Consider the following 17,577-nt stretch of genomic DNA (forward strand, 5'->3'; position numbering starts at 1 on the left):
ACACAGACGGGGGGACGCCGATCGCCGTCCAATAATGTCCGGGTGGTGAGCATTCTCCTTGTCGAGGACGATCCCTCGGCCCGGACGGCGCTGGAGCTGGCGCTGACCCGGCTGGGGCACCGCGTGACCTCGCGGGCGACCGGCGAGGACGGCCTGGAGGCGCTGCGCGCCCGGCGGCCCGAGATCGCGATCCTGGACGTGATGCTGCCGGGCATCGACGGGATCGAGGTGTGCCGCCGGATCCGCCGCGAGGACGCGCTGCCGGTGATCCTGCTGACCGCCCGCGGCGACGACCTGGACGTCGTCCTCGGGCTGGAGGCGGGCGCGGACGACTACGTCGTCAAGCCCGTCGAGCCGCGCGTCCTGGACGCCCGGATCCGCGCGGTGCTGCGCCGCGCCGACCAGACGCCGCTGGACCGGTCCGTCTACGGCGACCTCGTCATCGACCGCACGTCCCTCAAGGTCACCAAGGCGGGCGCCGACCTCCGGCTCACCCCGACCGAGCTCCGGCTGCTGCTGGAGCTGACGCGGCGGGCGGGGCATGCGCTGACCCGCCAGCACCTGCTGTCCGCGGTGTGGGAGCACACCTACCCGGGCGACTCGCGGCTCGTGGACGCCTGCGTGCAGCGCGTCCGCGCCAAGATCGAGGACGAGCCGGCCGAGCCCCGGCTGATCGAGACCGTCCGCGGCTTCGGCTACCGCTTCACGGCGCCGTGAGGCGGGCCCGGGCCGGCGGCGCGGCGGATCGGGCGCGCCGCCGCGAGGACGTCCGGCGCCGCTGGTTCACCGGGCTGCGCGTCCGGCTGGCCGCCGCGTTCACCGCGGTCGCCCTGCTGGCGTCAGTGGGCGCGTCCGGCATCTCCTACGTGCTGCTGCGGCGCGCGATGCTGCAACGCGCCCAGGACGCGGTGCTGACCGACGTGCGGGAGACGCTCGCCCGGCAGGTCCCGCCGGAGCTCCCGCCCGACGTCGGCGACACGCTCGGCGCCGAGCTGGAGGAGGTGCTCTCCGCGCCGCCGGGGCGCAAGGCCGCCGCCGTGCGCGTGCGGCTCGACGGCGGCGTCGTGCTGCCCGACCCGGCCAAGCTCGACGTGCCCGTGAGCGAGGAGTTCGCCCGGCGGGCGCTGCGCGGGACGGTCTTCCAGCGGATCACGCGGAACGGCACGCCGTACCTGCTGGTCGGCGCGCTGGGCGTCCGGGCGGGTGATGATGACGCCGCCGCCGGGCGACTCGGCGACGGGGGCGAGGCCCATGGCGCGGAGCCCGTCGAGCAGTTCGGAGCGGTGGAGCCCGGACGCGAGGACGGTGGGGGCGAGGCGGTGGAGGCGGAGCGGGTCGGCGCGGCGGTCGGCGAGGATCTCGTCGAGGGTGGCGGGCGAGTCCGTCCGGACGTAGGAGGAGAGGGCGCCGACGCGCAGCTGGCCGTGGCGGCGGGCGACGTCGTCGATGAGGTAGGTGAGCGGCTGCGGGAGCGGGGTGGCCGAGTGGCGGGCGAGGAGGCCGGTGACGTCGTCGGCGCTGCGGCCCGCGTCGAGGGCGCGGCGGACGGACTCGGGGGTGAAGCGGTAGACGGTGGCGCCGCCGGTGGACTCGACGTCGGCGGCGAGGGCCAGTTCCCTGGACAGCTCGGTCATGAGGGGGCCGGGCGCGACGGCGGTGAGGTCGGCCTGGATGAGGATCTGGTCGACGGGTTGCGGCAGGTGCTTGGCCAGGGCGGGTTCGGGGTCGGCGCCGGTGAGCAGGTCGCGGGCGAACGGGGCGAGCTCCCCGAATCCGGTCATCCCGATCACGGCGGCCTCGCGCAGCGTCCAGCCGATGAGGCGGTCGCGGGTGGGGCCGCCTCGGCGGGGGCGGAGCCATGCGAGCCGGGCGCGGAGGGCGTCGGCGTCGACGGCGGTGCCGCGGTCGGCGTCCGCGAGGATCTCCAGGACGGCGCGGCGCACGGCCGGCGCGCTCACGCGGACCATCGCCTCGCTGAGCGCGTTGATCAGCCGGTCGCGGTCGTCGCGCTCGCCGGCGAGCCCGGCGGCGCGGTCGGACCTGAGCCAGCCGCGCGCCAGCTCCGTCCAGCGGCCGGCGGTGTCGCGCATGAGCCACAGGTCGTAGGCGGGGGTGGGGAGCCATTCGCCGTCGAGGTCGCCGCTGCGGGTGAGCAGGCCCGCGGCGTAGGCGGTCTCGACGAGCAGGGCGGCCTTCCACTCGGGGACGTCGAGGAGCGTGGCGGCGGCGCGCAGGTCGCGGACCGCGAGGCCGCCGCTGCGCAGCACCGGCGGCGGTTCCAGGCCCCAGCGCTCCAGGAGCTCCTCGATGAGCCGGACGGCGTTGAACGCCTCGCCCGCGGCGGCGCGGACGACCTGCTCCTCGCGCCGCCGCGCCGCGTCCGGGTCCTTGGCGGCCGCGGTCTCGGCGGACGCCGGAGTCAGCGCCGGGGGGCGGGTGGGCAGGTCCCGGAAGAGGCGTCCGCCGCGCAGGTGCAGCGCGACCTCGCGGGGGAGGGTGACGGTGCGGTCGTCCTCCGCGGCGAGCAGGCCGCGGGCGAGGAGCCGCTCGATCGGGGTGGTGGCCGTGTCGATCCGCACGGGGCGGCGGGCGTCGGCGACGCGGCCGACGGGCGGGCCCCAGGCGAGCTGGTCGAGGGCGGCCCGCGCCTCGGGGCCGGCGTCCTCGATGAGGTTGCCGGGGGCGGCGAGCAGTTCGGCGAGGCGGCCGAGGAGCCGGCCGGAGTCGGCGAAGCCGCGGGGCGCGTGCCCTTCCAGGTCGGTGATCAGCAGGGTGAGCCGGTCGGTGGAGTAGCCGGCGAAGACCTCGTGGACGGGCGGGCCGAGCCCGGCGGGATGCGGCAGGCCCTGCCGGACGCCGGGGGCCGCCATCAGCGTCCCGTCGCCCCAGGCGAGACCGTGGCGCCGCAGCGTCCGGGCGGCGTCGGCGATCTCCTCGGGCGTGGCGCCGAGGGCGTCGGCGAGGGCGCCGGGCTCCGTTGACGGCAGGACGAGCAGGGCCTCCAGCAGCGCGAGCGTGAACCGGTCGAGGCGGTCGAGGGCCCGGGAGATCGCGGCGGGCGTCGCGGCGCGGGCGGCGAGCGCGGTCAGGTCGGCCGGGACGGGGGCGAGGAGTTCGGGGCGCGCGGACAGGAGCGCGCGAAGCTCCTCGTCGCTTCGCGCGCGCAGCCAGTCCGCGTACGTCTCCATGCCGTTACCCAACTGTATGGTGGCGCGCACTCCGGCACCGCCAGGACCCTCAGCGTAGGAGCCCGCGGCGGGTGACCTGGCCGGACTGGGTGCGGTGCGTCCCCCCGTCGGGCGGTACGGGGCGCGTCAGGAGGAGGCGGGCGTGCGCTCCAGGTGCACCAGGCCGAGGCCGAGGCGGGCCCAGCTCTGCACGAACCGCTTCTCGTCGATGCGGGTGGGCGGCTCGTACATCGACTCGTTGGCGAGCCAGTAGTTCACCACCGCGCCTCCGAGAATGGACGCGACGGCGGGCCAGTCCTCGTCGGAGCCCTCGAACTCGGGTTGCGCCGACAGCCAGGTGGCGATTCCGTCGTAGAGCGGGTTGACGATGCCTTCGCGCATCTCCGCCACGAGGTTCGGGAACTGGTCGAGGTCGCGGAACAGGACCCGGATGAGGTCCTGCTCTTCGCGCATCTTGGCCAGGCCCGCCTGGCAGGTCATCCGCAGGCGGGTCTCCAGCGGGCGGTCGGCGAAGGCCGTGGCCTGCTTCAGCACGTCGCTGATCTGCTGCCGGGTCCGCTCGATGTGCTCGCGGATGGCGGAGGCGAGGACCTCCTCCTTGGACCGGAAGTGGCGGTACAGGCCGCCCGCGCCCGGCGAGAGCCCGGCGGCCGCCTCGATCTCCGCCACCGACGTCGCGGCGTAGCCCCGGTCGGCGAACAGCCGGAGCGACTCGGCCACGATCCGCTCGCGCGTAGATGTCGTCATGATGATGAATTCCTCCGCAAGAACAGTAAGGCATCTTCGACCTGCGAGTCCCTGCGTCGGGCCCGGCGCGCCCGAATTCGTGATCTGTCTCGCACCGGCGCGGGGGCGACTAGAGTTCTGACTTCGCGCCCCGTCGCCGGAAGGGGCGTACGCCGGAAGGGTCGACGATGTTCGTTTCCCCGCGGAAGGCGGGCCGCGGTGTCTTCCTCCCCGAGGAGTTCGTGGTCCCCACGCTGGTCGCCGGGCCCCGCTTCCAGATCCGTCCGATCACGGTCAGCGACGTGGTCAAGGACTACGGCGCGGTGATCGGCAGCCTCGACCGGCTCGCGGGGCGGTTCGGGCCCGAGTGGGGCTGGCCCGACTCCGAGTTCACGTTCGAGCAGGCCCTGATCGACGTCGCCTGGCTCCAGAAGGAGGGGCAGCTGCGGCGCTCGTTCAGCTACGTCGTGATCACGCCGGACGGGGAGCGGCAGCTCGGCCGCATCCACGTCGCGCCGTCGGACTCCCCGGACGCCGACGCCGTGGTGGTGTTCTGGGTCCGCGCCGACGAGGAGAACTCCTCCCTGGAGAAGGAGCTGGAGGAGTTCGTCCGCGAGTGGGCCACGACGGCGTGGCCGTTCGAGACGGTCCGCTTCCCCGGCCGCGAAGGCCTCCGCTGACCAGGCGGAAGGCTCCCGCTGACCGGGGCCGAGGGCCTTCGCGGGGCGGGCGCGGCTAGCCGCCGAGGCGGCGGACGACGGTGACGAGGATCCGGCCGACGACGAGGTACACGAGGGCGGCGAGGCCGTAGTTGACGGCCACCTCGGCCTTGGGGTTCTTCGGCTGGAAGACGTCCTTGAACTGCCAGGCGAGGTCGGTGGCCCGGTCGCCGAACCAGCGGACGAGGTCGTTGCTGGTGTTGGCCTCGAACGTCACGAAGATGATGTGCACGGCGAGGATCACGACGACGACCGTGGTGACCGCCGAGATCACGGCCGCGATGACGGTGGCCGCGCGCCGGCGGACGGCCGCGGCCGTGACGGCGGGCCGCGCCCGCGGGGCGCGGTGCTCGCCCACCGGCTCGCCGGTGCGGGTCCCGGTGGTGCCGGTCCGGGTCGCGGGACGGGTGCCGCCCGCGGGGTCCTGGTCGGGGTGGTCTGCCATGGTGCGCTCCTTCACCGGGGCGGACGGGCGGCGGAGGCGGTGGGCCGTCCGGCTGGATCTGCCATTGTCGCCCGCTGGTTCTTTTGCTCCGGATGCCTTGTTCAGGCCCTTTGTTTTCCCTGGTCGGCGGGTTCGCGGTCGGGGGCCCGGGTATATCCGCAGCACGGGAGGCTGTTCCGGTCGACCGGGCAACCAGTTCCGGTCGATGTGAAATCGGCAGTCCCCGCGCGAAGAAGGTCCCGCGCTCTCCTACTCGGATCCCGTCGCATCGCCACTACCAGGGGAGCGCGGGTTCTCGCGCGCGACGACGCCGTGGGGCGGCTCTGGGGTGGCTCATCCGCATACCCGGTCTCTTACCCTGTCTGACGTGCTGGACCGCGAATCACCGAAAATACCCGCCCCCGACGGTGCCGGACTTCCCGTGCGCGCCCGCTCGTCCGCCGGTGCCGGGCTCCCCGCCGGTGCCGGGCTGTCCGTCGGCTTCGACCTCGACCTGACGCTCGCCGACACCCGCGCGGGCATCAGCGCCGTGTACGCGGCGCTGGCCGCGGAGACCGGCGTCGCGATCGACACCGACCTCGTCGTCAGGCGCATCGGGCCGCCGCTGGAGGAGGAGCTCGCCTACTGGTTCCCGGCGGGCGAGGTGCCCCGCATGGCGGCCCGCTACCGGGCGATGTACGCGGACGTCGCCGTCCCCGCGACCGTGGTCATGCCCGGCGCGCTCGCCGCGCTGGAGGCGGTGCGGGCCAGGGGCGGCCGCATCGTCGTGGTGTCCGGCAAGAACCAGGCCGACACCGAGCGGACCGTCCGCTTCCTCGGGCTGGAGGTGGACGCGGTCGTCGGCGGCCTGTTCGGCTCGGACAAGGGCGCGGCGCTGCGGGAGCACGGCGCGCACGCCTACATCGGCGACCACACCGGAGACGTCGACGCGGCGCGGGCCGCCGCGGCGGTCTCGGTGGCGGTGGCCACCGGCTCGTTCGACGGGGCGGCGCTCGCCGCCTACGGGGCGGACGTCGTCCTGCCCGACCTTCTGGCGTTTCCGGAGTGGTTGGGCGGATTCTCGGTCGCGTGATCCGGGCGCGGTCCGCGTCCCGGGACGAGCGTTCCGGCGGCGCCGGAGCGGCCGGATATCCGGTCGCCCGCGGCGGGCCCCCGGGATAGCTTGGGTTCCGTTGGCCCGCGGGCGTCGCGGGAGTCGCCGGGCGTGTTCACCGGCTCGCGGCGAGGCACTAATCTTGGGGCCAATTCAGGACGATTACTAGACGAGGTCTCCCGTGCCGACTGGCAAGGTCAAGTGGTACGACTCCGACAAGGGGTTCGGCTTCCTCACCCGCGACGACGGGGGTGAGGTGTTCGTGCACTCCTCGGCGCTCCCGGGCGGGGTGACGACGCTCAAGCCAGGGCAGCGGATCGAGTTCGGCGTGGTCGAGGGCCGGCGCGGCCAGCAGGCGCTGTCGGTGCGGGTCCTCGAAACGCTGCCGTCGGTCGAGAAGACCATCGCCAAGCAGCGGCGCAAGAAGCCCGACGAGATGGTCGTCATCACCGAGGACCTCATCAAGCTGCTGGACGGCATCTCCAACACCTACCGGCGGGGCAAGCACCCGTCCCCGGCGGAGGCGAAGAAGATCGCCACCGTGCTGCGGGCGGTCGCGGACGACCTGCACGCCTGAGCCGTCCCGCCCGAGCGCGCTCCCGGCCCCGGTTCGGCCCGGTCCGCGGAGCCGGGCGCGGGTCAGGTGCGCATCTCGGGGTGGGCGTCGTTGATCGTGGCGGTCCGCCGGGGACTCTCCCGGCGGGCGCCCACGCGCCGCGAGAACAGCAGCGCGAGGGCCAGCGCCAGCGCGGCCGCCACGATCGCCATGGCGAGCCGCCCGTCCGCGACGATCGACATGCCGAGGCCGAGCAGCCCGCCGAGGACCCACACGAGCTGGTGCAGGGTCTCCGACACGGCGAACGTCGAGGAGCGCATCTCCTCGCCGATCTCCCGCTGGACGACCGCGTCCATCGACAGCTTGCCGAGGACCTGGCCGAGTCCGGCCGCGGTCGCGACCGCGAGGGCGGCCCACAGGCCGAAGAACGCGGCGCTGGCGGCGGCGACGACCGTGACGGACGCGAGCGTCGCCGAGACGATCAGTCGGGGCGCGCGCGCCTTCATCCACGCGCCGAGCGCGGTGCCGATCAGGCCGCCGGCGCCCGCGCACGCCGCGAGCAGCCCCAGGGCGACGTTGTGGGAGACGGGGTCGAACCGTTCCTGGCGTAGCAGGAACGCCAGGTAGAGGATCAGGAACCCGGAGAACGCTCGCAGCACCGCGTTCGCCAGCATCGCCTCGGCCACGACGGGGCCGACCCGGGGGAGCGTGCGCCAGTGCCTGCGCGGCTTGGCCGCGTCCGTGGCCTCGCCGGGCGCGTCCGGTGATGTGGTGAGCGGCGAGTCCTCGACTTCGGGGACGTCCACGTGCTTGGGAAGCCGCATGGTGAACACGACGCCCAGCAGGAACACGACCGTCGCGATCCGCAGGATCCAGTCGGCGCCGATGAGGACGGTCAGGCCGGCGGCGACCGGGGCGGCGACCGTCGCCGCGATGAGCCCCGCGAAGGAGGCGCGTGCGTTCGCCGTCACCAGCGTGATCTGGTCCGGCAGGATGCGCGGCGTCACGGCGGCCCGGAGCACGCCGAACGCCTTGGACAGCACGAGCACGCCGAACGCCGCCGGCAGGAACGTCACCTGGTCGTCGTGCAGCACCGCGCCCGCCATCGCCCAGCACAGCAGGCCGCGGACCACGAACGTGCTCGCGATCGCGTACCGGCGGGCGTGCCGGGTCCGGTCGAGCACCGGGCCGATCAGCGGCGCGACGAGGGCGAACGGCGCCATCGTGACCAGCAGGTAGAGGGCGACCTGCCCGCGGGCCTGGTTGACGTCCAGGCCGAAGAACAGGGTGCCGGCGAGCGCGACCGCCACCAGCGCGTCGCCCGCCGAGTTGATCGCGGACGCCTCGATCAGGCTGCCGAGACCGCTGCGGCCGGCGCCGTGGGCGTGGGTGACGCGCCGGGTCAGCCGGCCGGTCCGCAGCAGGGCGGAGCGCGTGCCGCGCAACGCCCGGCCCGTACCGCCGGCGCAGGCGCGCACGGACCGCCTGATCGGGCGGGCGCGTGCCCCGTCTCCCATACGCGTCGATCTCTCCTTGGGGTAACCGGCCCTGGGTCACGGCATTGCGCGGCCTTGGGGTGGCTCAACTGAGACTACGTTCCCTTCCTGCTGCCCGGCTCACCTTCGGTTTCCGGATCCGCTCCAGGTCACTGTCGGTGCCCGTCCGGGCCCGCCCCCGGATCCCGTCCCAGGCCCTCCCGCCAGGACGATCTTGGGGATCGCCGCCGCCCTGACTCGCGGCGTTCGGCGCGGCGCGTTCCGCGGTAAGGGACGGCGGGTGTCCGGCCACGTGCTTCCATGGGCGAGAATTGACATGTGAGCCCACTGCGTCAGTCCAGCCCCGCGCGCTCCGCCACCGCGCGCACCACGTCCGGGCCCGCCCGCCGGGCCCGTCCGCCCGCCGTCGACGCCGCCTGCGCCGACGCCGTGGACCTGGCCCGCGCGGCCGCGGAGGAGACGGCCCGGCCGGTGCCGGTCGGCGAGCACCTCGGCGTCCGCCCGGAGGGCGACCGCGTGGTCACGCACTACTTCGCGTGCCTCGACCCCGCCTACCACGGCTGGCGCTGGGCGGTCACCGTGGCCCGGGCGTCGCGCGCGAAGGCGGTGACGGTCAGCGAGGTCGTCCTGCTGCCCGGCGACGACGCGCTGCTCGCGCCGCCGTGGGTGCCGTGGCTGGAGCGGCTGCGCCCCGGCGACCTCGGTCCCGGCGACCTGCTGCCGACCGCTCCGGACGACCCCCGGCTCGCGCCCGGCTACACCGACGTCGACGACCGCGCCGACCACGAGGCGCTGTGGGAGCCCGGCCTCGGCCGCCCCCGGGTGCTGTCCAGGGAGGGCCGGGACGCGGCGGCGGTGCGCTGGTACGACGGTGTCGCGGGGCCCCGCGCCCCCATCGCGGCGTCCGCGCCCGCGCAGTGCTCCACGTGCGGCTTCTTCGTCCTGCTGGGGGGTGAGCTGCGGCAGATCTTCGGCGTGTGCGCGAACGAGTACGCCCCGGACGATGGCCGCGTCGTCTCGGCCGACCACGGCTGCGGCGCGCACTCGGAGGCCGTGTCGCTTCCGGCGGTGTCGGAGCACAACCCGCCCGTCATCGACGAACTGGACTACGACATCGTCCCCAGCGATCCCGTGAAGGCCGTGGAGGACTCCGTGGAGGTCGTGGAGGATTCCGTGGAGGATTCCGCGGAGGATTCCGCGGGGGATGACGTGGAGGACGACGCGGAGGCGCAGGAAGAGGCCCTCGGGCACAGCTGACATCCGCTCGCAGGTGAGTCCGGTAGGTCCGGCGACGACGTGGCGCCCATGCGGCGAGGAGTGAGAGCCCGGTGACCGACACACCGGATCCGTTCGGCACCCAGGGCCTGCGGGAGCGGGTGCTGCGCGCGTGGGGCGAGTCCCCGGCGCGCTTCCGCGAGGACGCCAACGCCGAGGAGGACCACGCCCTCGGCGGTTACCGCGACCGGGTCGTCATCGAGCTGGCGCAGAACGCCGCGGACGCCGCGTCCCGCGCGGGCGTCCCCGGTCGGTTGCGGCTGGTGCTCCGGACGGGATCGGCCCAGGCGGTCCTTGAGGCTGCCAACACCGGGGCTCCGCTCGACGCCGCTGGAGTGGAGGCGCTGTCCACCCTCCGGGCCTCGGCCAAGCGGGACGAGACGGATGCGGTCGGACGGTTCGGCGTCGGCTTCGCCGCCGTCGTGGCCGTCAGCGACGAGCCCGCCATGGTGTCCGGCCCAGGGGGCGTGGAGTGGTCGCTGGAACGCGCTCGGCGGCTCGTGCAGGACGTCCCCGGGCTCGCGGACGAGCTCGAACGGCGCGAGGGCCACGTTCCGCTGCTGCGGCTGCCCTTCGCGCTTCCCGTAAGCGACCTCCCTGAGGTCCCTGCGGGGTTCGACACGTTGGTGCGGTTGCCGTTGCGTGAGGGCGCCGCGGAGACCGTCCGGGCGCAGCTCACTCAAGTGGGGCCCGCGCTGATGCTGGCCCTGCCCGCCCTGGACGCCGTCGAGGTCGACATCGACGGCGACGTCCGGACGCTGGTCGCCGAGCACCGCGCCCCGGACACGGTCGCGATCGACGGATCGGTCTGGCATACGGCCGAGGCGCATGGGACGACTCCGGCGGAGCTTCTCAGGGACCGTCCCGCTGAGGAGCGTGCCCGCCCGTACTGGCAGGTGCGCTGGGCTCTGCCGGACGGAGGTCTGCCCTCGCACGCGCCGGCCGTCGTGCACGCGCCCACGCCGAGCGACGAACGCCTCGACCTGCCCGCCTTGCTCATCGCGTCGTTTCCGCTGGCACCGGATCGGCGTCACGTGGCGGCCGGTCCGCTCACCGACTTCTTGGTGGAGCGCGCCGCTGAGACCTATGTGCGGTTGCTGCGCGCGCGCCCGGCGTCCCCGGAGCTGCTCGACCTGGTCCCGGGGCCTGTCGCGGCGGGTGAGGTGGACGCAAGGCTCCGGCGCGCCATCCTCGAACGGCTCCCCGATGCGCCGCTGCTGCCCGCCCCGGACGAGCCCGGCGGCGACGGCGACGGCCGCATGCGCGGACGCGACGCGGTGGCCGTGGACGCTCCGCCCGCGTTCGTCGACCTCCTCGCCGGACGCACCGGACGCGCCGAAAGCAGTGGCGCGTCGGGTGAAGGTCCAGGTGGTGACGGCGCCGTGCTCGCAGGGCTGCTGCCGCCCGGCTGGCCCGCGCGGAGCCCGGCGCTCGCGGCGCTCGGCGTCCGCCGGGTGGAGCTGGCCGACGTGATCGATGAGCTGGCCTCTGTGGCCCGCGAACCGGCGTGGTGGCACTCGATGTACGGGACGCTCGCCGGGGCCGCCACGGACGCTCTGGGAGCCCTGCCGGTGCCGCTGGCCGGCGACGCGGGCCGCGTGGTGCGCGGTCCGCGCGGGCTGCTGATCGCCGACGGGGTCGACCCGGCCGGTCTGGACGCGCTGGGCCTGCGGTTCGTCCATCCCGACGCCGCGCATCCGCTGCTGCTCCGGCTCGGCGCGGTCGAGGCGGGTCCGCGCGCCGTCCTCGCCGACCCGGGCGTGCGCGCCGCCGTCGAGGGCTCGTTCGACGCCGACGACCCCGACGCCGTGGCCGAGGCGGTGCTCGGGCTGGTGGCGGCGACGCCCCTCGAACCCGGCGAGGAGCCGTGGCTGGCCGATCTGGCGCTGCCCGGGACCGACGGTGAGCTGTACCCGGCGAGCGAGCTGCTGCTGCCCGCAAGCCCCCTGCGCGACCTCATCGCGGACGACGCGCCCTTCGGCGTGGTGGACGGCGAGGTGCTGGAGCGGTGGGGCGCCGAGACGCTCGCCGCCGTCGGCGTCCTGGACGGCTTCGCCCTCGCCCGGAGCGAGGACGTCAACCTCGCCGGCATCGCGGACGAGGCCGAGACGCTCGACCTCGACGGCGAGGAGCGCTGGGCCGACGAGGTCCTGACCCGGATCGGCCCGCAGGACCTGCCGCCGCTCGTGCCGGAGTTCCAGGCCGTCCGCGACCTCGAACTCGTCGACGGCTGGTCCGGTGCGCTGCGCCTGCTCGCGGCCCCGCCGTGGCGTTCGGCGATCGTCGATCCCCTGTACGTGACCGTGGAGGGCGGGCGCCGCGTCGCCGTCCCCTCGTACACGGCGTGGTGGCTGAGCCGCCATCCCGTCCTGGACGGTCGCAGGCCGGGCGAGTTCAGGCTTCCCGGTGACGAGGACGATCCGCTGACAGGGCTCTATGAGGTCGCCCCGGGTGGACTCGACGAGCGGCTGCTGCTCGCCTTAGGCGTCCGTACGTCCCTCGACGACCTGCTGGACGAGCCCGGCGGGGCCCAAGAGCTCCTCGACCGGCTCGGTGACCCCGCCCGACACGTCACCCGCTCGCAGCTCGGCGCGCTGTGGACCGCCCTGGCCGACACCCCGGACCTCGCCATCGAGCCACCCGACCGCGTGCGCGCCGTCGTGGACGGTCACGTCGAGGTGGTGGACGCCGCGGACGCCCTGGTCCTCGACCGTCCCGACGTCCTGCCTCTCCTGCCGGGTCAGCCGCTCGTCATCGCCGCCCAAGGACGGGACGCGCGGCTCGCCGAGCTGCTTGACCTGCCATCGGCGAGCGACGAGGTCCCTGGGGAGGTCGAGTCGGTAGGGGAGAAGCGTCCCGTTCCGGAGGCCGTCCACGACGTCCTGCGGGACGCTCCGGTCACCTACCTGGCGCACGAACGGCTCATCGTGGACGGCCAGGACGTCCCATGGTGGACCGGAGACGGCGAGGTGCACGCGAGCAGTCCCGCGGGGCTCGCACGGGCACTCGCCTGGACGGCCGGGAACTGGGCCGACCGTCTCCTGGCCGAGGCGGTCCTACGCGATCCGCGGGCGCTTCCCGTCCTGCTGGCGGAATCCGACCTGGAGCCATGACGGGGTCACCGCTTCTCGGGCGGCTCGCCCCTCAGGAGGGCCTCGTGCTCGGCGGCTCGCACGGCCTCCAGACGGGCACGCGCGGTCTGGAGGCGCGGGATGTACCACATACCGAACACGCCGATCACGATCCCGGCGACGCACACCCACAGCCACCAGCGATCGTCGGACGGCAGGTCGACGATCAGCAGCACGACGAGCGCGACCGTCCACGCGACGGTGCCCGCGGCCGCGATGCGGACATCGTTGGTCCGCATCGGCGGCGGGTCCGGGAGGCGCGCACGGCTCATGCGGATCAGGTTACGCGGCGGCCGGGGGAGAGCCGGATCACACCCTTGGGCGGGGCAGGCCCCCGGTGACCATGGTGATGAGCAGTTCGTAGCTCACCTCCAGGTCCTCGGGCATACCGAAGCCGCCCGCGGCCTCCAGGACGGCGAAGCCGTGCACGGTCGAACGCAGCGCGCGCGCCGCGTGGACGAGCTGCGCCCCCTCCAGGTCGTAGCCGCGCAGTACGGCGAAGATGACGTCCAGGAGCCGCTGCGCCGCGGCCTGGACGCGTTCGGACGGCTCCCCCGCCTGGTCCATGGCGGCGTACCGGCCCGGGTGCTCGACGACGTAGGACCGGTAGGCGCGCATCACGGCGCGCACGGCGTCGTCCCTGGAGCGGCCCTGGGCGGCCCTGCCGAGCCGGTCCGTGAGCTCGTCCACCACGCGGACGGTCACCAGTTGTCGCAACTCGGCCAGGTTGCGGACATGCTTGTAGAGGGAGGGCGTGGCGACACCGGCCTTCCCCGCCACCGCGGCCAGCGTGAGGGCGCCGGGGCCCTCGGCGTCCACGATGGCGACGGCGGCGTCCACGACCGCGTCCGGTGACAGCCCCGCTCGCGGCATTCCCCGACTCCTTGAACGTAGATAGCTGATGAGCTAATCATATTAGCTTAGCTGTCAAGGTGGGTGGGCAGGGCGCGGAAGGCGCGCGGTCGGCGGCGTGTCGGCGGAATGGCGTGGAACCATGGGGCATGGGAGAACACTGACGATGACAACGCCACCGGCCGGAGAGCGCGCGGTCGCCGCTCCGGGCCTCGCCGAGGAACTGCGCATCTCGATCGCGCGGCTGTCGAGGCGCCTGCGCACGCTGCGCCCCTCGGCGGCCGAGCCCGGCGTCCCGAGCCCGCTGTCGCTCACGCAGTTCGCCGCGCTCGCCGCCATCGAGCGGCACGGCTCGATGACGCCGCGCGAGCTGGCCGACCACGAGAAGGTCCAGCCGCCGTCGATGACCCGCGTCATCGCCCACCTGGAGGAGCGCGGCCTCGTCATGCGCAGCCCCCACCCCACCGACGGGCGCCAGGTCGTGCTGAGCGCCACGGACGGCGGCGCCGCGCTGCTGCGCGAGGAGCGGCGGCGCAAGGAGGCGTGGCTGTCGCGGCGCCTCGTCGAGCTGACCGAGGACGAGCGGGAGATCCTCCGCCGCGCCGCGCCCGTCATCGACAAGCTCAGCCGCTCCTGAGGCACCGCCTCCGCGCGCCCGTCCCCGCCGGGGCGTCTTTCGCTGTCCCGCCGGTGAGGATCTCGGTACCCGGTTTGCCGGAATGGAACGCGCGCGATTATCGTTAGCCTTGGTAATGACTTCTGCTAACGATGACGTTGAGGAACCGGACCGGCCGGGCACCGCGGGTGCCGCCGGCCCGACGGCCGTCCTGACCGCTCCAGAAGGGGCCCGTCCCGGCGCCGGGCCCACCGAGCGGGACGCCCGTGTCGCCGGCTCGGAACGCGCCAACGCCGAGCCCGCCGAGTCCGAGCACGCTGAGTCCGAGCCCGCCAAGGGCGGCGGCATGTTCCGCTCCCTGCGGACGCGCAACTACCGCTTCTTCGCCGCCGGTCAGGTCGTCTCCAACACCGGCACGTGGATGCAGCGCGTCGCGCAGGACTGGCTCGTCCTTGACCTGGCGCACGGCAGCGGCACCGCGCTCGGCGTCACGACGGGCCTCCAGTTCCTGCCGCTGCTGCTGTTCGGCCTCTGGGGCGGTGTGATCGCCGACCGGTATCCGAAGCGCCGCGTGCTGATGCTGACGCAGGTGTCGATGGGCGCGCTCGCGCTCGTCCTCGGCGTGCTGGCGATCACCGGCCAGGCGCAGGTGTGGCACGTGTACGTGCTGGCGTTCGGCCTCGGCCTCGCCACCGTCGTCGACAACCCGACCCGGCAGTCGTTCGTGGTCGAGATGGTCGGCAGGCGCGACCTGCCCAACGCGATCGCGCTGAACAGCGCCACCTTCAACGGCGCCCGGCTGCTCGGCCCGGCCGTCGCCGGCGTGCTGATCGCTGTGCTGGGCACCGGGCCGGTGTTCCTGCTGAACGCCGCGTCCTTCGGCGCCGTCCTGTTCGGCCTGTACGCGATGCGCGAGGACGAGCTGCACCCGGCGGCGCAGGTCAAGCGGGCCAAGGGGCAGCTCCGCGAGGGCCTGCGCTACGTCCGCGGCCGCCGCGACCTCATGCTGGTGCTCGTGCTCGTCGGGTTCGTCGCCATGTTCGGCATGAACTTCCAGATGACGACCGCGCTGGTCGCGCGGCAGGTGTTCCACACCGGCGCGTCCTCGTTCGGGCTCGCGTCCAGCATGCTGGCGCTCGGCGCGCTCACCGGCGCCCTGCTGGCCGCGCGCCGCGCGTCCCGGCCGCGGCTGCGGCTGCTGCTGACCGCCGCGCTGCTGTTCGGGACGCTGGAGGTCGCCGCCGGGCTGATGCCGACGTACTGGTCGTTCCTGGTGCTGCTCGTCCCGACCGGCGTCGCGCTGATGACGTTCACGACGGCGGCGAACGCGACCATGCAGCTCAGCGTCGCCCCGGAGATGCGGGGCCGCGTCATGGGCCTCTACATGTTCGTGTTCCTCGGGACGAACCCCATCGGCGCGCCCACGGTCGGGTGGATGGCGGAGCAGTTCGGTCCCCGGCTGAGCATCGTGCTGGGCGGCCTCGTCGCCGTCCTCACGACGCTCGCGGTGGCCGCGCTGGCGGCGCCCAGGGAGTCGATCCGCCCGGCGCTGGCCCGCGCGATCCGTTCCAGGGCGGTGTCGGACGGCTGACGGAGGCGCCTCATCGGCGTCCCATCCGCGTGACAAGGGGTGCCATCGGCTGGAAAGCTGGCCAGGTGGCTCTCCGGACGTTCCCATGAGGCTTTTCGTGGCGCTCGTGCCGCCACCGGACATCCTGGACGAGCTGGAGGAGACCGTCCTCCCGCACCGGGACGACGTCCCGGAGCTGAGGTGGATCCGGCGCGAGCTGCTGCACGTGACGCTGACGTTCCTCGGCGAGGTCGACGACCGCACCCTCGACCGGCTGCTGCCCCGGCTGGAGCGGGCCGTCCACCGGCACGCCCGGATGTCGCTGTCGCTGGCGGGCGCGGGCGCGTTCCCCGGCAGCGGCGCGCACGCCCGGGTGCTGTGGACGGGCCTGTACGGCGACCGGCGCGGGCTGGCCCGGCTCGCCGCGTCCACCGCCGCGGCGGGGCGCCGCGCGGGGACGCCGCCCGACAAGCACCGGACGTTCCGCCCGCACCTGACGCTGGCGCGGTCGCGGCAGCCCGTGGACGTGCGGCCCCTCACCGAGGCGCTGTCGGCGTTCGCCGGGGCGCCGTGGACGGCCGACTCCGTCCACCTGATGCGCAGCCACCTGCCCGGCAAGCAGCACAGCCAGGTGACCTACGAGAGCCTGAAGACCTGGTCCCTCAACTGACCCGATCCCCACGCGTCCGGGTCACAGTTCCGGTGGCGGGGGTGCGGGACGGTCTTCGTCTGGCGGGCCCCAGGGGACGCCGTAGCGTTCGCAGGCGCGGCGGAGCGCGTCCAGGTCGGGCGGGAAGGTCACCTGGCGCAGCACGCGCCCGGACGGGTTCCACACGACGAGCCGGGGCATCCGCTCGGCCGCCTCGTCGATGCCGATGCCGCCGATGCGGTCGCGGGCCAGGTCCCATTCGACCTTGCCGCGCTTGGTGACGACGGCGAGCCCGGCGGACGACACGCGGAGCTGGGAGCGGTTGCGGTCGTACAGCCAGTAGCCGAGGAGGCCGACCAGGAGCCCGGTGGGCACCGACCAGCTCGCCGTGGCGAGGAACCCGCCCAGCTCCGGGCCGAGCCAGACCGCGCCTATCAGCGCGACCGCCTCGCACAGCAGGACGCTCATCCCGTACGTCCCGACACGGGACCGGCGGGTGGCGTCCAGGAGCGTGCCAGGGGCGGTGACAGGGCCGGGCGGCGGCGCGATCGCCACCGTGAACTCGCCGGACCGGTCGGGCGGAGGCGGCCCGGAGACGGCCTCCTGCGCCGCCCCCTGGGCGGGTACGGGCGCCGTGGCGGGCTCCGCCTCGGGCGCGGGGACCGACAGCGTGGACACCGCGGAGTGGAACGCGGCGCTGAGGTAGGCGTCGTACTCGGCGTCGTTCACCGGCAGGCCCGCCCGGCGGGCGGCCTCCCTCAGGTCCGTCCGCGAGATGCGGAGGGCCGACAGGGGCGCGGCGAAGAACTCGTCGCCGTCGGAGTCGTACAGGCGCACCCACGCGTGCCCGCCGATGGTGAGCAGCTCGATGCCGCCGATGCGGTCCTCGGGCATCTTCAGGACGACGTCGCCCGCGGCGTCGGCCCAGCCGAGGCCGTTGTCGGCGACGACGAGCCGCCCGCCGGGCACCTGCGCGAAGATCTCGGGCAGCCCCTCCAGGCCGTACTCGGGGGTGCGCGGCGCCCGCGCCCCCGGCGTGACCACGCGGTAGCCGTGGTCGTCGAGGGCGTGCGCGAGCTGGAACCCGTCCAGGCCGTGCGCGGGCAGCCGGGCGACGAGCTCCAGCCGGTGCCCGAAGGCCAGCGCGGCGAGGTCGGCGCGGCGCGGCTCGCCGGTCAGCGGGTCGAGGCGCAGGCCCGGCCCGACGACGATCGCGGCGATCCCGGCGGACGGCAGGTCGAGCAGCCCGCGGCGGCCGGGG

Annotated in this window: 15 protein-coding genes and 1 pseudogene; 9 read left to right on the forward strand and 7 right to left on the reverse strand. The window is 74.5% G+C overall.

Features of this window, described 5'->3' with window-relative positions; all coding sequences use genetic code 11:
- Window positions 1–42 precede the first annotated feature (42 nt).
- Complete coding sequence (locus E1300_RS28610) at window positions 43–717, forward strand: response regulator (protein WP_131760195.1); 675 nt, start codon at window positions 43–45, stop codon at window positions 715–717.
- Window positions 718–839: 122 nt separating this feature from the next.
- Here the strand turns inward: E1300_RS28610 and E1300_RS28615 are convergent, their stop codons facing one another.
- Window positions 840–3,188 carry a helicase-associated domain-containing protein gene (locus E1300_RS28615; protein ID WP_207400004.1) on the reverse strand — a complete coding sequence of 783 codons (2,349 nt, stop codon included), beginning with the start codon at window positions 3,186–3,188 and terminating at the stop codon, window positions 840–842.
- 126 nt (window positions 3,189–3,314) lie between these two features.
- On the reverse strand, window positions 3,315–3,935 hold the full coding sequence (locus E1300_RS28620) for a TetR/AcrR family transcriptional regulator (RefSeq protein ID WP_165503037.1): 621 nt from the start codon (window positions 3,933–3,935) through the stop codon (window positions 3,315–3,317).
- Window positions 3,936–4,102: 167 nt separating this feature from the next.
- Here E1300_RS28620 and E1300_RS28625 point away from each other — a divergent pair, with 167 nt between their 5' ends.
- Window positions 4,103–4,594 carry a GNAT family N-acetyltransferase gene (locus E1300_RS28625; RefSeq protein ID WP_131760196.1) on the forward strand — a complete coding sequence of 164 codons (492 nt, stop codon included), beginning with the start codon at window positions 4,103–4,105 and terminating at the stop codon, window positions 4,592–4,594.
- A 55-nt stretch (window positions 4,595–4,649) separates the two neighbouring features.
- Here the strand turns inward: E1300_RS28625 and E1300_RS28630 are convergent, their stop codons facing one another.
- Window positions 4,650–5,078, reverse strand: a complete 429-nt coding sequence (locus tag E1300_RS28630) for a hypothetical protein (RefSeq protein WP_131760197.1) — start codon at window positions 5,076–5,078, stop codon at window positions 4,650–4,652.
- 367 nt (window positions 5,079–5,445) lie between these two features.
- Here E1300_RS28630 and E1300_RS28635 point away from each other — a divergent pair, with 367 nt between their 5' ends.
- On the forward strand, window positions 5,446–6,150 hold the full coding sequence (locus E1300_RS28635; protein WP_242619451.1) for an HAD family hydrolase: 705 nt from the start codon (window positions 5,446–5,448) through the stop codon (window positions 6,148–6,150).
- A 202-nt stretch (window positions 6,151–6,352) separates the two neighbouring features.
- Window positions 6,353–6,748: a cold-shock protein gene (locus tag E1300_RS28640; protein WP_131760198.1), complete on the forward strand. Its 396-nt coding sequence runs from the start codon at window positions 6,353–6,355 to the stop codon at window positions 6,746–6,748.
- Between the two features lie 62 nt (window positions 6,749–6,810).
- Here the strand turns inward: E1300_RS28640 and E1300_RS28645 are convergent, their stop codons facing one another.
- Window positions 6,811–8,244, reverse strand: coding sequence for an MFS transporter (locus tag E1300_RS28645; protein ID WP_131760199.1), 1,434 nt, complete (start codon window positions 8,242–8,244; stop codon window positions 6,811–6,813).
- Window positions 8,245–8,550: 306 nt separating this feature from the next.
- On the opposite strand from E1300_RS28645, the gene E1300_RS28650 reads away from it, so the two are divergent.
- Window positions 8,551–9,480, forward strand: coding sequence for a DUF3027 domain-containing protein (locus tag E1300_RS28650; RefSeq protein ID WP_131760209.1), 930 nt, complete (start codon window positions 8,551–8,553; stop codon window positions 9,478–9,480).
- Between the two features lie 71 nt (window positions 9,481–9,551).
- On the forward strand, window positions 9,552–12,611 hold the full coding sequence (locus E1300_RS28655; RefSeq protein ID WP_131760200.1) for a sacsin N-terminal ATP-binding-like domain-containing protein: 3,060 nt from the start codon (window positions 9,552–9,554) through the stop codon (window positions 12,609–12,611).
- A gap of 5 nt (window positions 12,612–12,616) precedes the next feature.
- On the opposite strand, the gene E1300_RS28660 is transcribed toward E1300_RS28655, so the two are convergent.
- Both E1300_RS28660 and E1300_RS28665 read right to left on the reverse strand, forming a co-directional pair.
- The gene (locus tag E1300_RS28660) at window positions 12,617–12,901 is read right to left on the reverse strand and encodes a DUF2530 domain-containing protein (RefSeq protein WP_131760201.1); all 285 of its coding nucleotides are present in this window, start codon (window positions 12,899–12,901) and stop codon (window positions 12,617–12,619) included.
- A 37-nt stretch (window positions 12,902–12,938) separates the two neighbouring features.
- Complete coding sequence (locus E1300_RS28665; RefSeq protein WP_131760202.1) at window positions 12,939–13,502, reverse strand: TetR-like C-terminal domain-containing protein; 564 nt, start codon at window positions 13,500–13,502, stop codon at window positions 12,939–12,941.
- A 145-nt stretch (window positions 13,503–13,647) separates the two neighbouring features.
- Here E1300_RS28665 and E1300_RS28670 point away from each other — a divergent pair, with 145 nt between their 5' ends.
- From E1300_RS28670 to thpR, 3 genes are all read left to right on the forward strand, one after another.
- Window positions 13,648–14,118 carry a MarR family transcriptional regulator gene (locus E1300_RS28670; protein WP_131760203.1) on the forward strand — a complete coding sequence of 157 codons (471 nt, stop codon included), beginning with the start codon at window positions 13,648–13,650 and terminating at the stop codon, window positions 14,116–14,118.
- Window positions 14,119–14,443: 325 nt separating this feature from the next.
- A complete protein-coding gene (locus tag E1300_RS28675) occupies window positions 14,444–15,688 on the forward strand; it encodes an MFS transporter (RefSeq protein ID WP_131760210.1) in 1,245 nt (414 codons plus the stop codon).
- Between the two features lie 85 nt (window positions 15,689–15,773).
- Window positions 15,774–16,337 (forward strand): RNA 2',3'-cyclic phosphodiesterase, encoded by a 564-nt coding sequence (gene thpR / locus E1300_RS28680; protein WP_131760204.1) that lies wholly within the window; start codon window positions 15,774–15,776, stop codon window positions 16,335–16,337.
- Between the two features lie 21 nt (window positions 16,338–16,358).
- On the opposite strand, the pseudogene E1300_RS28685 reads toward thpR, so the two are convergent.
- Window positions 16,359–17,577 (reverse strand): annotated as a pseudogene (locus tag E1300_RS28685) (hypothetical protein); the annotation flags it as partial.

Origin of the sequence: Actinomadura fibrosa (assembly GCF_900659615.1) — a bacterium.
Lineage (GTDB): Bacteria > Actinomycetota > Actinomycetes > Streptosporangiales > Streptosporangiaceae > Spirillospora > Spirillospora fibrosa.

Excerpts from the sequence above, each read along its gene's own strand:
- E1300_RS28615 (WP_207400004.1), bottom strand. The coding sequence starts at position 3,188 with ATGGAGACGTACGCGGACTGGCTGCGCGCGCGAAGCGACGAGGAGCTT.
- E1300_RS28620 (WP_165503037.1), bottom strand. The coding sequence starts at position 3,935 with ATGACGACATCTACGCGCGAGCGGATCGTGGCCGAGTCGCTCCGGCTG.
- E1300_RS28625 (WP_131760196.1), top strand. The coding sequence starts at position 4,103 with ATGTTCGTTTCCCCGCGGAAGGCGGGCCGCGGTGTCTTCCTCCCCGAG.
- E1300_RS28630 (WP_131760197.1), bottom strand. The coding sequence starts at position 5,078 with ATGGCAGACCACCCCGACCAGGACCCCGCGGGCGGCACCCGTCCCGCG.
- E1300_RS28645 (WP_131760199.1), bottom strand. The coding sequence starts at position 8,244 with ATGGGAGACGGGGCACGCGCCCGCCCGATCAGGCGGTCCGTGCGCGCC.
- E1300_RS28660 (WP_131760201.1), bottom strand. The coding sequence starts at position 12,901 with ATGAGCCGTGCGCGCCTCCCGGACCCGCCGCCGATGCGGACCAACGAT.
- E1300_RS28665 (WP_131760202.1), bottom strand. The coding sequence starts at position 13,502 with ATGCCGCGAGCGGGGCTGTCACCGGACGCGGTCGTGGACGCCGCCGTC.
- E1300_RS28670 (WP_131760203.1), top strand. The coding sequence starts at position 13,648 with ATGACAACGCCACCGGCCGGAGAGCGCGCGGTCGCCGCTCCGGGCCTC.
- E1300_RS28675 (WP_131760210.1), top strand. The coding sequence starts at position 14,444 with ATGTTCCGCTCCCTGCGGACGCGCAACTACCGCTTCTTCGCCGCCGGT.
- thpR (WP_131760204.1), top strand. The coding sequence starts at position 15,774 with ATGAGGCTTTTCGTGGCGCTCGTGCCGCCACCGGACATCCTGGACGAG.